This is a genomic window from Hylemonella sp. GW821-FHT12C09 (assembly GCF_058807395.1).
Genome location: NZ_JBXAQQ010000001.1, coordinates 1 through 14,573, shown reverse-complemented (window position 1 = coordinate 14,573; position 14,573 = coordinate 1). Strand labels below are relative to the sequence as shown.

At 57.7% G+C, this 14,573-nt stretch carries 14 protein-coding genes; 11 read left to right on the top strand and 3 right to left on the bottom strand.

The genetic code is table 11. The annotated features are described in order from the left end of the window. Positions 1-100 precede the first annotated feature (100 nt). The 10 genes from AC1RRP_RS00070 to AC1RRP_RS00025 all read left to right on the top strand — a co-directional run bounded on the left by AC1RRP_RS00070 (position 101) and on the right by AC1RRP_RS00025 (position 8,106). Positions 101-499: a hypothetical protein gene (locus tag AC1RRP_RS00070; protein ID WP_493032038.1), complete on the top strand. Its 399-nt coding sequence runs from the start codon at positions 101-103 to the stop codon at positions 497-499. A 107-nt stretch (positions 500-606) separates the two neighbouring features. Then, positions 607-993, top strand: coding sequence for an HAD domain-containing protein (locus AC1RRP_RS00065; RefSeq protein ID WP_493032036.1), 387 nt, complete (start codon positions 607-609; stop codon positions 991-993). Positions 994-1,049: 56 nt separating this feature from the next. Beyond that, positions 1,050-1,814 carry a metallophosphoesterase family protein gene (locus AC1RRP_RS00060; RefSeq protein ID WP_493032034.1) on the top strand — a complete coding sequence of 255 codons (765 nt, stop codon included), beginning with the start codon at positions 1,050-1,052 and terminating at the stop codon, positions 1,812-1,814. Between the two features lie 140 nt (positions 1,815-1,954). After that, positions 1,955-2,383 (top strand): helix-turn-helix domain-containing protein, encoded by a 429-nt coding sequence (locus AC1RRP_RS00055; RefSeq protein ID WP_493032032.1) that lies wholly within the window; start codon positions 1,955-1,957, stop codon positions 2,381-2,383. Positions 2,384-2,388: 5 nt separating this feature from the next. Beyond that, the gene (locus tag AC1RRP_RS00050) at positions 2,389-2,742 is read left to right on the top strand and encodes an antitoxin Xre/MbcA/ParS toxin-binding domain-containing protein (RefSeq protein WP_493032030.1); all 354 of its coding nucleotides are present in this window, start codon (positions 2,389-2,391) and stop codon (positions 2,740-2,742) included. A gap of 472 nt (positions 2,743-3,214) precedes the next feature. Next, positions 3,215-3,448: a hypothetical protein gene (locus tag AC1RRP_RS00045; protein ID WP_493032028.1), complete on the top strand. Its 234-nt coding sequence runs from the start codon at positions 3,215-3,217 to the stop codon at positions 3,446-3,448. A gap of 14 nt (positions 3,449-3,462) precedes the next feature. After that, the gene (locus AC1RRP_RS00040) at positions 3,463-5,205 is read left to right on the top strand and encodes a methyl-accepting chemotaxis protein (RefSeq protein ID WP_493032026.1); all 1,743 of its coding nucleotides are present in this window, start codon (positions 3,463-3,465) and stop codon (positions 5,203-5,205) included. Positions 5,206-5,402: 197 nt separating this feature from the next. Beyond that, complete coding sequence (locus AC1RRP_RS00035; protein ID WP_493032024.1) at positions 5,403-6,641, top strand: 2Fe-2S iron-sulfur cluster-binding protein; 1,239 nt, start codon at positions 5,403-5,405, stop codon at positions 6,639-6,641. Continuing rightward, entirely contained in the window at positions 6,641-7,225 is a 585-nt protein-coding gene (locus AC1RRP_RS00030; protein ID WP_493032022.1) for a hypothetical protein, read from the top strand. The genes AC1RRP_RS00035 and AC1RRP_RS00030 overlap by 1 nt, the downstream gene beginning before the upstream one ends. Next, entirely contained in the window at positions 7,222-8,106 is an 885-nt protein-coding gene (locus AC1RRP_RS00025) for a cytochrome c3 family protein (protein ID WP_493032020.1), read from the top strand. The genes AC1RRP_RS00030 and AC1RRP_RS00025 overlap by 4 nt, the downstream gene beginning before the upstream one ends. Before the next feature lie 356 nt (positions 8,107-8,462). Here AC1RRP_RS00025 and AC1RRP_RS00020 read toward each other — a convergent pair whose 3' ends face one another. The 3 genes from AC1RRP_RS00020 to AC1RRP_RS00010 form a co-directional block, all read right to left on the bottom strand. Continuing rightward, positions 8,463-9,179, bottom strand: coding sequence for an MgtC/SapB family protein (locus AC1RRP_RS00020; RefSeq protein ID WP_493032018.1), 717 nt, complete (start codon positions 9,177-9,179; stop codon positions 8,463-8,465). A gap of 10 nt (positions 9,180-9,189) precedes the next feature. Further along, positions 9,190-11,955, bottom strand: a complete 2,766-nt coding sequence (mgtA, locus tag AC1RRP_RS00015) for a magnesium-translocating P-type ATPase (RefSeq protein ID WP_493032016.1) — start codon at positions 11,953-11,955, stop codon at positions 9,190-9,192. Positions 11,956-12,078: 123 nt separating this feature from the next. Further along, positions 12,079-13,443, bottom strand: coding sequence for a carbohydrate porin (locus tag AC1RRP_RS00010; RefSeq protein ID WP_066709746.1), 1,365 nt, complete (start codon positions 13,441-13,443; stop codon positions 12,079-12,081). 423 nt (positions 13,444-13,866) lie between these two features. On the opposite strand from AC1RRP_RS00010, the gene AC1RRP_RS00005 reads away from it, so the two are divergent. After that, the gene (locus AC1RRP_RS00005; RefSeq protein WP_157077155.1) at positions 13,867-14,196 is read left to right on the top strand and encodes a hypothetical protein; all 330 of its coding nucleotides are present in this window, start codon (positions 13,867-13,869) and stop codon (positions 14,194-14,196) included. Positions 14,197-14,573: the final 377 nt, after the last annotated feature.

Here is a 14,573-nt window from a genome sequence, read left to right as displayed (position 1 = left end):
TGAATCTTCGTACTACTAGACATGTGTCCGGTAGCATCTCTGCATTGACGACTTTGAGTCTACGGACTATAAGTATCATTTTTCATATTATGGGGTTCGGATGCTGCAGACATTGAGACCAAAATCAACAACCGAGCTGGCGTCGCTTAGTAGATTTGCTGAGAGCAGGCCCTTAGAAGAGCTTCTTCCTTCAAAGTTAAGCGAGTCGATCTTGCTGTCCCTTGCGTTGGATCTTCGTCGTGTCGAATTGATGGTGAAACAGGACGCCGAAGCCTCGAGCAGCCTGAGCGTAGCGGTGTATCTCATTCTGAAGTACCTCATGCTTCTTACATCTCCGAAAGGAGATCGCGAGATATCGATTCCAGAGGAGTCACTCTTTCAGGCTGTACAGATCCTTTCTATTACCGTGGAACGCGAGATCGTGACGCGAATCATCGGGGTAAGTGACCAGAATGGGGACGAGTACCTTTTAAGCGCGTTGAAAACAATTAGGGTTTAGTCTCTCTGCGGCCGAAGATTCTCTGAAGAAAAGCCATGGCTGACGTTCCAGTCGACTTTCCTCGTGGGTGTACCGCGCCAAAGGTTCCTGGAGCTCAAATCAAATTCATGGCTCGAAAGATTGATGGCCGATATCTGGTGGGACTACTCCATCCTGAGGCCAAGATCGAGCTTTCCACTAACTGGGTACAGACCTACCAAACCAGCGAAACTGCCCGCAAGCTTGGCCCGTCTCTTCGACCATGGATGATCGGAGCGGCGTATCACACCGGCATTGCTCGAGAAGGACTCAGAGATATGCCACGAGGTCTGCAGGAGATGGGAGATGTTGCACTGCGCCAGCCGGCCTCCTGGTCGGCCCTGGATGACGATCCCACGGGCTGGCCATCCGATGCACGGAGCAAACTGGTTCTAACCCATGGACTTCATGGCCTTGGAGAGGAGCGAGCACAGCTGGAGTTGAAGGCCAAGCTGAGGGCGCTGGCTTCAAACTAGACCACCTGAACCCGCTTTACATGACGAATCGTGTCCACAAATTGTTGAAACAGGACATGGACGAACTTCGTATCACCGAATTCGACCGAGATCGGGCCGACGCATTACGTCGGATATGGTTCGTGGGGGATGTGCACGGGGAATTCAAATACCTAGCCCAGACCTTGTTGCAAGCCCAAGTGCGCCCACGCTGGATCGTGTTTGTCGGGGACATCGACATCTTCCACAAGCCCTTCCGGGAGATCCTGGAACCACTACGCCGGTTTGATCCGCATCTGGGCATCGCCTTCATTCACGGAAATCACGACGCGGATACTCACCAGCATTGGGAGATGCTTCACGACGCCGGCGATGCGATCGTGTTTCATGGCCTCGTCGCGAACCTCTCCGGCATTTGGGTGGCGGGTCTGGGAGGTTACTTTCTCCGGCCTATCTGGATGCCCCCGGCAAGACCGGCCTTCGCCACCCAGCAGGCCGCCATGAGCGCCGATGTGTTCCGGTTTCGAGGAGGTCAGCGCCCATCGCCGGAATATCTCGCTGCCATCTACCCGGACGATCTGGACCGCCTGGCGGCTGAACGTGCAGACATCCTGGTAACCCATGAGGCGCCCAGCTGCCATCCGCGTGGATTTGAGGTTCTGGATGATCTCGCACGACGATTGGGCGTGATCAGGAGCTTTCACGGCCACCACCATGATGACCTGACTGCTGATTACGCCCGACACCGCAGCCGGCTTGGATTTGATGCTATCGGTCTGCGCTATTGCCAGATCAAGAACGGGCTAGGGGAAGAGATCTTCGAAGGAGTGCCCGGCTGGTGATGCCTTGACCATGCCTCCTGGGTGAGCTGCCCTCCTCCCATTTTGACGTAGCTGGATAGTCCTGTGGGCGCATGCACGCCTAGGTAGTCAACTAGACGACGTTCTGTAAGATTGCCAGAAAACCAACCGCTGGGATCTACATGGCAAACATCGCAAGCTTCCTGAAATCTGAAATTTCTCGTCTGGCCCGCAAAGAGATCCGCGCCGAAACGGAGAGCCTGAAGAAGGCATCAGCCCAGTACCGCAGCGATATTGCAGCTCTCAAGCGGCGCCTGGCCGAGCAGGACCGCCTGATCGCCCATTTGCGTAAAGGCAAGCCCGCCAACGATGCCAAGGGTGCGGAAGACAGTCCATCCTTGCGCTTTCGTGCCGATGGATTCGCGAGCATGCGCAAGAAGCTCGATCTGTCGGCCGCTGAAATGGGCAAGCTACTGGGCGTGTCGCTGCAAACGGTCTATCACTGGGAAAAGGGTCAATCCAAGCCTCGCTCTAGTCAGCTGAAGGCGATTGCTGAAGTTCGGAAGCTTGGGAAGCGCGGAGTGGCAGCTCGACTGAATGGGGCGACCTGAGCTTCATGACGCCCGACCAGGCCAAGGTTCTGACAGTTGCGGCATTGCGAGCCGGCGCTGCTCTGCAACTAAGCGATGATGAACTGGCTCAGGTAATTGGCGTCGAAAAGCACGCGATTGAGCATCTCAAGATCGGGCAAGAAATGATTCCGGTGAATTCGGGCGCCGGCCTACGATGCCAGATGCTGATACGGATGTTCCGCGCGCTTGAACATCTGGTCGGTGGAGATCAGGAAATGTGCAGGCAATGGCTCCGAGGCCGCAGTGAAGCTGTTGGCGGAAATCCCGCAGCGGTCATAGTCAATCCAGACGGACTACGAGAGGTTGTGGAGTACTTGGAGGCCATCGTCGAGAGATAGTTGGACACCTTCCTGTACTGTCAGCAGGCCAACATACTTAGATGCTGCTATGCAGCGGTTGCTGCCGTTCGTGGTCCCGCCGTCACGGCACGGTTTCGGCCTCACAACAGTCATTCGGATGTACTCGCCTTTGCCGATCAGACGGTCCGTTTCTGGTGAATCAGCCGTCGGTTCCGCCACCATAGAGGTCTAGTCCTAACCGGGAGAGCCAGTTTTCCACCGCGCACACGTAGCTGCCGTTCAGTTCGAAAGCCAACCTGCTCCATAGCCACCTTCAGGCACTGCGTCCCAACAACAAAGATTCGAGGGGCAAAAAGGGATCGCAGGATCGGGATTCCGCCTTGCGATAGCGGAAGCCCAACAACAGGCCGGTTTGGAATATGTCAAATGCGTGCCAAGTTGGTGTAATTTGGCGCCCTGTTTTGAACCATTTTTGTGCGCTTGGTTATGCAGATTTCCCAGCATAATCAATATGTTATCCGTCATTAACATAGGGCGAAAAATGGAAGCAAGCAATGCGGAGGCAATGCCCGATCCGAAAGCAAGCCGCACCTGGCGACTTGTTGCAGCGTTGGACCAAATGCGCGATGCATTCACGCAAGCTGGCCTGCTGTTGCGCGATATTCAATTCGAGCAGGTCTCTGAGCTTCGTGCCTCGGCAGAAGCTGAATCCCAAGCCCTTTGTCAAAAATTCAACCTGAACTAAAGCGGAGCATCAACATGAACTTCATCAAGAACCTCAAAATCGGTGCCCGCCTTGGTCTGGGGTTTGGCTTCGTTCTCTTGCTGTTGGCCATCGTGGCCGGATTGGGTGTGACCCGCATGGCAGCCATCAACGGCGCGCTGGAGGAGATCACCCAGGTCAACAACCCTGAAACCCGGCTGGCCGTCACCATGCGCATTCAGCTCAATCGCGTGGGTTCGGCGGTGCGTGATCTGGTGCTTCTGACCGATGAAGCCGAAATGGCCAAAGTGAAAACGTCCCTGGACGCCGCGCGTGCCGCCTACGATGCCGCCGAGGAAAAACTGGGCAAAATGTTCGACACCTTGTCCGGAACCACGCCCAAGGAAAAAGAACTGTTCGCCAAGATCAAGGAACTGAAAGCCAAAGGCAATCCGCCGTTGGTCAAGGTGGCCGAGTTGGGCTTGGCCAACAAGTCGGAAGAAGCTACCAATGTCTTCATGAAAGAGGCATACCCGGCGCAGGCCGTATGGTTGAACGCATTGGGTGAACTGGCCGACTTCGAGGACAAGCTCAATGAGGAAGCAGCCGAGGCAGCATCGCAAGCGTACAAAACTGCGCGTGCTATGGTTATTAGCTTGAGTCTGGTAGCCATCGTTCTGGGCGTTTTGGCGGCGATCCTGATTACCCGCTCCATCGTTGCGCCCATCGGACAGGCGGTCAAGGTGGCCGAGACGGTGGCGCAAGGAGATCTCACCTCTCGCATTCAAGCCGACAGTCGTGACGAAACCGGCCAGTTGCTGCGCGCCATGAAAACCATGCAAGACAGCTTGATTCAGGTTGTCTCTCGCGTGCGCCAAGGCTCCGAATCAGTCTCCACCGCCAGCGCCGAGATTGCCTCGGGCAACACCGATCTATCGGCGCGCACCGAGTCCCAAGCCAGCGCACTGGAAGAAACCGCTGCCTCGATGGAAGAGCTTAACTCGACAGTCAAGCAAAACGCCGACAATGCCAAGCAGGCCAATCAACTGGCGCAAAGCGCTTCCGGTGTGGCTGTGAAAGGCGGTGAAGTTGTGGCCCAAGTGGTTGGCACCATGAGAGAAATCAACGACAGCAGCAAAAAGATTGCCGACATCATTAGCGTGATCGATGGCATTGCCTTCCAGACCAACATCTTGGCCTTGAACGCGGCGGTGGAAGCTGCCCGGGCCGGCGAGCAGGGCCGTGGCTTTGCAGTGGTGGCTGGCGAAGTGCGCTCACTTGCTGGGCGTAGTGCCGAAGCAGCCAAGGAAATTAAGGGGCTGATTGAAGCGAGCGTGCAGCGCGTTGAGCAGGGTACGGTTCTCGTGGATCAAGCCGGCCAAACGATGCAGGAGGTCGTTGGTTCAATTCGTCGCGTAACCGACATCATGGGCGAGATCAGCGCGGCTAGCGCCGAGCAGAGCGCAGGGGTGGCCCAGGTAGGCGAAGCGGTAAGCAACATGGACCAAGCAACGCAGCAGAATGCCGCACTGGTGGAGGAGATGGCCGCAGCTGCTTCTAGCCTGAAGGGGCAGGCGCAGGATCTGGTGCAGACCGTGGCGGTGTTCAAGCTCAGCCAAGGGTCGATCAGCGCGTCAATGCACAAGGCAGCTTCCTCGCGCGGAGCTGGTCAGGGTTCGCCCCATTCCCCTTCGGCGATTGCGCCGCCCTGGGTCTATAGATCGAAAAACTACGCACGGGGCGTCGAACGCGACATGGCAGGAATCGGCCGCGAATCGAACGCTGAGGCGGTGCGGTGATGGCGACGCTATTGCCGCGTACATGAAAGAAGACTCGTTGACCGATCTCGAAGTCTTGAATCCGGACCGGCCACACAACCCTACCGTCAGAGAGGTCGATTCAGTTGAGGCAGGTCAAGGATCCGATGTTTCCTCTCCCTAGAATCGGACCAGGCGATGTTTCCTGAAGGGCATTGCCGAGTCTACAGTCTGCATCCATGACAGCCACCGAACTTTTCGCCTTGATTTCTACCGCGCTGCTTCTGCAGCTGGCGGCGGGAATCGGTTGGACGGTCTGGCGGCAGCGTGCTACCGATGCCAGCGCTAAGCCGGCGACACCGACCATGGCTCCCCACAAGTCCGAGGCGGCGTGGGCGGGTTGGCGAGATTTCCGGGCCGCGCAGCGTGTGTTCGAGGATGAGGCGCAGTCACAGTGTTCGTTCTATCTGCAGCCTATGGACGGCCGGCCGCTGCCTCCTTTCAAACCAGGCCAGTTCCTCACTTTCGCAATCGACGTAGCATCTCGTCCCTTGGATGGGGTGGCCGCCTTGCAGCCGATCACGCGTTGCTACTCACTGTCGGATCGACCCGATCCTGCGTACTACCGGGTGACGATAAAGCGAGTGCCTGCATCCGCCCCCGAGTTCCCGCCCGGCCTGTCATCCAACTACTTCCACGATCACATTCAGGTAGGCGATGTCCTGCGCGTCAAGGCCCCGGCCGGGCACTTCTTCATCGACCCTGATCCGAACGTGCCAGCAGTGCTCGTCGGCGGCGGCATCGGCATCACACCTATGATGAGCATGCTACGCTGGTGCATAGCCCAGCAGCCGCAACGGCTGGTGCACCTCTACTATGGGCTGCGCAACAGCCGAGAGCATGCCTTCAAGCGGTTGATCGAGGAGATGGCTGCGGCGCACCCGGCACTGAAACTGAACGTTGTCTACAGCCGTCCCTGCGATTCCGACCTGCAAGGGCGCGACTATCAGCACCAAGGGCATGTGGACTTAGATCTGCTGCGCCGCACATTGCCGCATGGACGCCACCAGTTCTATGTCTGCGGTCCACCCGCCTTGATGCAAACCCTGGTGCCAGCGCTGGCTGAGTGGGGTGTACCTGTCAGTGACGTCCACTACGAGGCCTTCGGTCCTGCGTCCGTTAAGCTGCCTGGCGCAGCCGGATCTGGTGAACCCGTTGCCATGGACATCGAGGTGAAGTTCCACCGTTCCGGGCGCACGCTGACTTGGGACGGACGGGATGCTTCGCTGCTTGACTTCGCGGAACGGCACGGTATCACTGTCGAGTCCGGGTGCCGCTCAGGCAGTTGTGGCAGTTGCGAGACTCGGATGCTGGAAGGCACCGTGCAGTACGAACACGCTCCTGACCACGATTTTCCGTCGGGCCATTGCCTGCTGTGCGTTGGCCGGCCCTCGTCAACACTGGTGTTGGAGGCCTGATGCCAGTGCCTGCCCGCCTCCTCAGCCGCGAGGTTCTTCCCTTCCTGGGAAGTTTTACGGCGCTGACACTCTTGGCGTTGTCCATCGACGGCCTGCTGCACCTTTTTGATCTGCTGTGGGTCGGCCGCTGGCTCGGAATTCCCGGTACGCTGCTGATCATCGGTTCCACGGTCTATTCGCTGCGCAAGCGCAAAGTCATCCACCGTGGACACCCGGCCAAACTGCTGCGCTGGCACGAGTTGCTGGCATGGTTCGGATCGCTACTGGTCCTTGTGCACGCAGGCGTCCATTTCAACGCCATCCTCGGATGGCTCGCCGTTTGGGCGATGTTGATCAATGTTGGTAGCGGTCTGACGGGTAAATTCCTGCTGGATCGCTCACGCCGGCGTATGGAGGAAGCCCGGCGACGTATGCGCGAGCGCGGTCTCGGCGAGGAGGAACTTGAAGACCGCCTGTACTGGGACAGCCTGACCTTTGACGTGGTCAAGCAATGGCGCTTGGTGCACTTCCCCATCACACTCGCCTTTTCAGTTCTTGCCACGGCGCATATCGTCGCCATCTTTCTGTTCTGGGGCTGGAAGTGAAAAGGCGCCCAGTTCTTTTCATCGTCATCACGCTCAACCTGCTCGTGTTGGTGGCGCTGGCCTTCGTCTATCCCCACCTCATGGTGAGCCCCGGGCCACTTGTCAAGGGGCACGAGAAACTCGCGTCCGATTGCTTCGCCTGCCATGCCGCCTGGCGCGGTCCTTCATCGGGGCAATGCATCGAGTGCCACGCCATCGCGGACGTCGGACTGAAAACCACAAAGGGTGTGCCGATTACCAAGGGAACCATTAAGGGGTCGTTCCACCAGGAACTGGTCGAGCAGAACTGCATAGCCTGTCACAGCGACCACCAGGGACCGAAACTCACCAAGCGAAGCCGCAAACCGTTTTCACATGGCCTGCTAAAGGTGGCGGTGCGGGATGCGTGCTCTTCGTGTCACGCGTCACCGAAGGACAAGGTGCATCGCGGGTTGAAGGTGGAATGTTCGAGATGTCACGCGAGAAAGGCCTGGACGCCGGCGCACTTCGACCACGCTCTGCTGGTCAAGGCTGAGCTGGACCGATGCGATAGCTGCCACAACGCGCCGACCGACCGGTTGCATCGACAGATTAAGGGCAGCTGCAAGTCCTGCCACAATTCCGAGGCCTGGAAACCGGCGACGTTCGACCACAACAGGTACTTCGTGCTAGATCGCGATCATGCAACCAGTTGCGATACCTGCCACAAGAACAACGACTATAACCAGTACACCTGTTACGGCTGCCATGAGCATTCGCAGGCAAATATTCGAGCCGAGCATGTCGAGGAAGGTATACAGAACTTCGAGAACTGCGTGGAATGTCATCGCGATCCGCGCGTAGAGCCCGACAAGCGAGCAGGGCGAATTGGGCGAGGTGTCGGTCGAGAAGAGCGGGACTAAAGTGAACGGATGCCTACCGACAATGGCTTAAATGAGGTGGTTTGCAGTCGCTGGTTTATTGGATTTCAACGACAGCTCCCAGCCTGAAGCAGGTACTCGTCCGCCGACGGCTGGTCTGCAGCGGTTGCTGCCGTCGGTGACCGCGTCGTTGCCCAACGGTTTTAGACCAAGAGCAGTCATCTCGCAACAAGCGGAATCGCCAACGCAACGACCGGTTTCCGCGGTCCAGCCGACATTGGGGGCCTACCGCGGCAAGAAGAATTATTGATAGCTGCTGACCTTGCTGCAAGAAAATTCCCTCCCCCTGTAATGACGCGTGAGGAGGTAGGTCCGCAAGCTGGGGGGCACGTCGGCCACTACTCGGTTGTACTCGCGCTCCAGAATGCTTGGCGTATGCCTGGTAAGGTGGCAAGGCGGTCTACGAGTGCATCCAGCTCTTCTCCATTTACGGACGTAGCCGCAAGAGTCGCCTCGATTTCGACTTCGTTCTGGCCGAAACTATGCAGATCAAGGTCTCTAACCGGGTGATTGCTAAGCTCCAACTCTCCCTCAAGCTGCGACATCACAATCTTCTGATGGCTGCGCTCCGCGATCACGTAGACCGTATTCGTGACCTCCACGGACGCGTCATCGAGCGGCTTGCGATTAATTGCATTAACGATAGGGCGCAGCAGGGTGTTTGCCGCTAACACGAACAAAGTCGCCACCACGGCCTCTGGAATCAGATCAGCTCCCGCCGCCCCACCGACCGCAGCTGAGGCCCAAAGCGTTGCTGCGGTGTTCAGGCCACGCACATTGCCTTCTTCGCGCATGATCACTCCGGCTCCCAGGAAGCCGATCCCGGAAACCACATACGCCAGCACGTGAACCCCACCGGCGTGGCCATCTAGCCGATTGGCAAGATCTACAAAGACCGCAGAGCCCACCGCGACCAGCACATTGGTTCTTAAACCAGCCGTACGCTGGCGGTATTGACGCTCCAGACCGATTAATCCGCCCAAGAAGAACGCAGTAGTCAAGCTAACCAGCGTGTCAAGCAGTGAACTCAGGTTGATGTTGTGAATTGCTTCCATTTCGATCTCCTTATTGCCACCCGTAGCGGCGGGCGTACATCCCTTTCATGGCTTGCGTCAAGCCCATATAGGCCAGCAAGATCAGGGGCAACAGCGCAAAGTACAGCGGCGGCAGCGCCTGCAGTTTGAAATAGTTTGCAAATGGCCCCATGGGCAAGAAGATCCCTACGGCAATGATGATGCCCGTCGTCAGCAAAAGCGGCGTGGCGGCCCGACTTTGAATGAACGGCAATTTGGGTGTACGGATCATGTGCACGATCAGCGTCTGAGTCAGCAAACCCACTACAAACCAGCCCGACTGAAACAGGGTCTGGCTTCCGGGACTATTCGCGCCAAATACAAACCACATCATGGCGTAGGTCGTGATGTCGAAGATCGAGCTGATAGGGCCAAAGAACACCATGAAGCGCCCAATGTCGTCGGGCTGCCAACGCTGCGGCTTTTGCACCAGCTCTTCGTCTACGTGGTCAAACGGGATGGCAATTTGGGAGATGTCATAGAGCAGGTTCTGCACCAGCAGATGCATGGGAAGCATGGGAAGGAATGGAATGAATGCGCTGGCTACCAAGACGGAGAAGACATTCCCGAAGTTTGAGCTGGCTGTCATCTTGATGTACTTCAACATATTGGCGAAGGTTCGGCGCCCCTCGACCACCCCTTCTTCCAGAACCATCAGGCTCTTCTCCAGCAGGATGATGTCCGCAGCCTCTTTGGCGATATCGACGGCGGTGTCGACTGAAATTCCAATATCAGCCGTTCGCAAGGCAGGGGCGTCGTTAATTCCATCCCCCATAAAGCCGACGACATGGCCGTTGGTCTTCAGCATGCGAACAATGCGCTCCTTCTGCGAAGGCGTCAGCTTTGCAAAGACATTATTCTTCTCGACAGCGACGGCCAGTTCCTGGTCGCTCATGCGCTCGACATCACTGCCACGCAATACCCCATGCTGCTGCAAACCGACTTCGCGGCAGATCTTCGCTGTCACCAGTTCGTTGTCACCCGTCAGAATCTTGACAGCGACACCATGCTCTTCCAGCGCCTTGATCGCGGGCGCGGTGGATTCCTTGGGTGGATCAAGGAAGGCAACGTAGCCGACCAACGTCAAGTCGCGCTCATCAGCAACACCGTAGACCTCTTGCGTTGGCGGAATTTCTTTGGTGGCAACCGCCACCACCCGTAGCCCTTCTTCGTTGAGGTCCTCCGTGACGGCCCGGATCTTGCGCAACAGCTGCTCGCTGAGCGGCTCCAGGACTTCGCCATGCCGGACTCGGCTACAGACCGCCAGGATCTCTTCCACGGCTCCCTTACAAATCAACTCGTGGTGATCCTCGCGTTCGCTCACAACCACCGACATGCGCCGGCGTGTAAAGTCAAAAGGAATCTCGTCTACCTTGCGGTAGTTACTGGCTGGATTGAGCTCCTGGTGCACTTCCACATGCTCCAGGACCGCAACGTCCAGGAGATTTTTCAATCCAGTCTGGTAGTAGCTGTTCAGATACGCCATCTCCAACACTTCGTCGGATTCCTCACCCCAGACGTCGACATGCCTGGTCAGGAAGATCTTGTCCTGCGTCAGCGTCCCTGTTTTGTCGGTGCACAGGACATCCATGGCTCCAAAGTTCTGGATGGCGTCCAGGCGCTTGACTATGACTTTTCGGCGCGACATCAGTACCGCCCCTTTTGCCAACGTCGACGTGACAATCATCGGCAGCATTTCCGGAGTGAGGCCAACGGCTATCGAAAGCGCAAACAGCAACGCCTCCATCCAGTCATGCTTGGTGACGCCATTGATCAGCAGAACCAGCGGCGCCATGACGAACATAAACCGAATCAGAAGCCAGCTAACCTTGTTGACACCGGCCTGAAAGGACGTTGGCGCACGATCTGTGGTGGTCAAACGACCCGCTAGCGCACCGAAATACGTGCTCCCGCCCGTACTCAGCACAATCGCGGTGGCAGAGCCGGAAACGACGTTAGTCCCCATAAACAGGATGTTGTCCAGCTCAAGGACGCCGATGTCGTTTCCATCGCTCAAGTGACCGAACTTCTCAACCGGCATAGACTCACCCGTCATGGCCGCCTGGGAAACAAAGAGGTCTTTCGCCGACAGGACACGGCAGTCGGCAGGAATCATGTCACCGGCCGATAGAACGATGATGTCGCCCGGCACCAGCAGCTTGATCGGTAGCTCGGCCCGGTGCGCCGGTTTGACGTGGAGCTGGACACCAAAATATCTCCCCGCATCAGACGCGGCATCGGCAGAGATGTCCCGTCGAATCACGGTCGCCGTTGTGCTGACCATGGCCTTCAAGGCGTCCGCAGCCTTGTTCGATTTCGCCTCCTGCCAAAAGCGCAGCAGGGTGGACAGGACCACCATTGCGCTGATCACCACCGTCGCTTTCAGATCCTCCGTAACGTAGGACACCCCGGCCAGCAGGGTCAGAAGGAGATTGAAGGGGTTCTTGTAGCAATGCCAAAAGTGCACCCACCAGGGCAGCGGCTTCTCATGGTCTACCTCGTTGAAGCCGACTTCTTCTCGAATGACATCGGCTTGCGCATCTGTCAACCCTTCCGGGTTACTTGAGAACTTTCTGTAGAGGGCGCTGGAGTCGGCAAGAGACGAGTCAATCAGTAGCCTGGTGACCGCGGGCGGAACATCTCGACTGATTTCTGTCTGCGTAAGCCCTTCGAACAAGGCGAGCCTGCGGAAGTGCCTGCCCATATGCCTGGCCCGAACAAAGCCGGCGAAAAATTCTTTCAAGAAACTGAAGTTCATTCTTTTGCCCTCACGTATGGGGTGATTCGCCATTTCAGCGAGTCAATTCAACCATTCAAGATCCAGTCGCAAAGCGAGTATGCCTAGCGAATTTGACGAAATCGCAGTCTGTCGGCGGCTTCCTTAAAATTCCATGTGCAGGCGCAGTCCCCAGACATCCACCGGACCTCGGTCCGGGTTGTAGGCCGGGTTGGTGATACGCTGCCAATCCAGCGTCAGGTGGGTCTGCTGGCTCAGACCAATCAGGTAATACGCCTCGATGATCTGCTCATTACCGTAGCGAACTGGTCCGTAGGGATTGGGGCCATCGCCAATAAACAAGGCATACAGACCCCGCCCCAGATACGCTTGCCGGTCCGCGCTCGCATACTGATTGGAAAACCCCAGTCCAGCCGCATCGAACGGGCGCCCCCAAACCTGCCCCTGGGCCACGACGCCAGCGCTTAGACTCGAATCCGCTTCTGTGAAGGCCATGGTCTCGCCGTCGCTGTGCGTCGTCATGCCACGCGCGAAGATGCTTAGCGCAGGTGCCAAGACCTGCTCGATGTTGAAACCCACTCCGGTTTTCGTGCGGTCGATCCGGGGATTGGCGCCGTTCTCATCAAAGCCACTGTCGATGCTGGCGATATTGGCCGTGCTGGCATAGGTGCTCAGGCGCATGCGGTTGGAGAACCAGACCAGTCGGACGGCGCCAGTCGCCCAGCGCTTTTCCAATTCCAGGTTGTAGCCCACACGGTTCTTCCACCAGCCCTCGAAATCCAGATCCAGTTGATTGGGCAAGACGGGCATGAGGTAGCGGCCGAATCGAATGCTGTAGTCGTCCCATGCCAGTTCGCCCGTGATACCGAAGGTGTAGCCCCGGGCATCGGCCGCGAAGTCAAACGCGCTGCTGGTCATCAGGGACCAGTTCAGGAAACCGTTGGGTCCCTTATGGGCGTAGCTGTTGTAGTCATAGATGCCCAGCAGGTCTTGTTTGCCGACCGTCAAGGTAAAGCGCCGGGACTTCGCTGCCTGGGCAAAGTGCATGTTGTCCTCCTCCAGGTCGGCAGAGCTACCGCCCAGGTCGAACCGGTGCCGCACGTATGCCAAGGCCGTGTAGTACATGAAATCAGGCTGGATCACACGCTGCAGGTCGCTGTTGGTCAGGCCAGCCAAGCCTCCTGCATCGCTCAGCGCTACGCCGCGAATCGCCTCGGCCCGGTACCAGAACTCGGTATTGCTGGAGTTGCGATAGCCAATGTTCAGCCCCAGCATGGTGGTCTGCGAACGCTCGGGCGCCGATTGCAAGCTGTTGCCGCCCTGGTCGGGCGTGCTTTCGTACAGACTGGGAAAGCTATCGTGAAACTGACCGATCAGGTTTACGTCGCCATGAAGGCGCCACGGCGAATCGCCCCCAGGCAGGCGCAGCCAGTTATCGGGCCCGGCATCAGCCGCCCATGCGTAGGGCAGGCAAGCCCAGAGCAGTACGAATTTGCAGACGAACCGCATGTTCCTTCTCCTGTGGTGAACAGGGAGAGACCGCGGGGATGTGATTCATCCAGGCGAAGGCCAAGCCACCCAGCAGCTTGGCAATGCTTAGAAGAACAGCTTGGAAGAGAGAAATCCCGACGACTCGGGATCAGGAGCAAGCGGCCTGAAAGGCCACTGCGCAGAAGATTTCTGTGCGGGGTCCGATCAGGCAGCCGAGCGCAAACTCAACCGACTACTGTCACTGGAACCATTACCCACAAGAAACCCCGAAAGTTGATGACGGCGGGATTGTAATTGTGCGACGCAGCACGGTCAACCAGGCAAGTTCTTATGACCGACAAAGCGCGAACGGGCGACGGCTACCTGGCTAAATTGGGCTGGCTTCGGGACTTATTCCTTGGAGATTTCAGGGACTCTGGCTACCATAGGAAATGTAAAGATATGTATACCAACGTCTCCGCCACCGCTAGGCCCAAGGCTGGGCGCCTGCTCAAATGGTTTCCTGTACTCGTTGTCGGGGGAGCAGGCGTGTTGGGCGTCATCGGCCTGCTTTGGCTCTGGCGGGGCAAGCCGCCATCGATGGCGGCCGCGTACTGGAGTCTGATCAGTTTCGCCGCCATGGTGCTCTATCTCGTTGCGGAGTCTTTCCGCCCCAGCAATCCATGGTTCGCCGCCTGGCTGAAGCTGCCGCTGCTCGTCAGAGCCGCGCTGCCAATCGGCGTCGGCGCCGTGACGCTGTACTTCGGCCTTCAGACCTGCGCGAAGCAATAAGCCGAATCAAACCGCTTCCTATTTTGGGGGCGTCGTCCGGCGCTGCCTTTGGATCCCACTTCGCGCAATTGGCTGCGCTTGGGCAATTGGCCGCGCACCAATCACTGAGGCTTGGCACAGAGACCAGCATCCGGCCGTCACGGCAGACGACGGGCTAGGGGTAATTGCCGAGCCGGCCGGCTCTTTCCCGGCATAGGCATGGTCGCCTCGAATCGTCGCGCCCGCGAGCGGCAACCGCGCCAAGGCCAAGCTCAGCAAAACTACAAAAAGAACTGTCCGTTTCTTCATGGTCATCCTCCATGGGCTTCCCCCGATTCCCCGGACGGTTTGCTTAGCCCTTTAAGCCTTCTTCAAACTGGACCGGGCTGAGGAAGTCT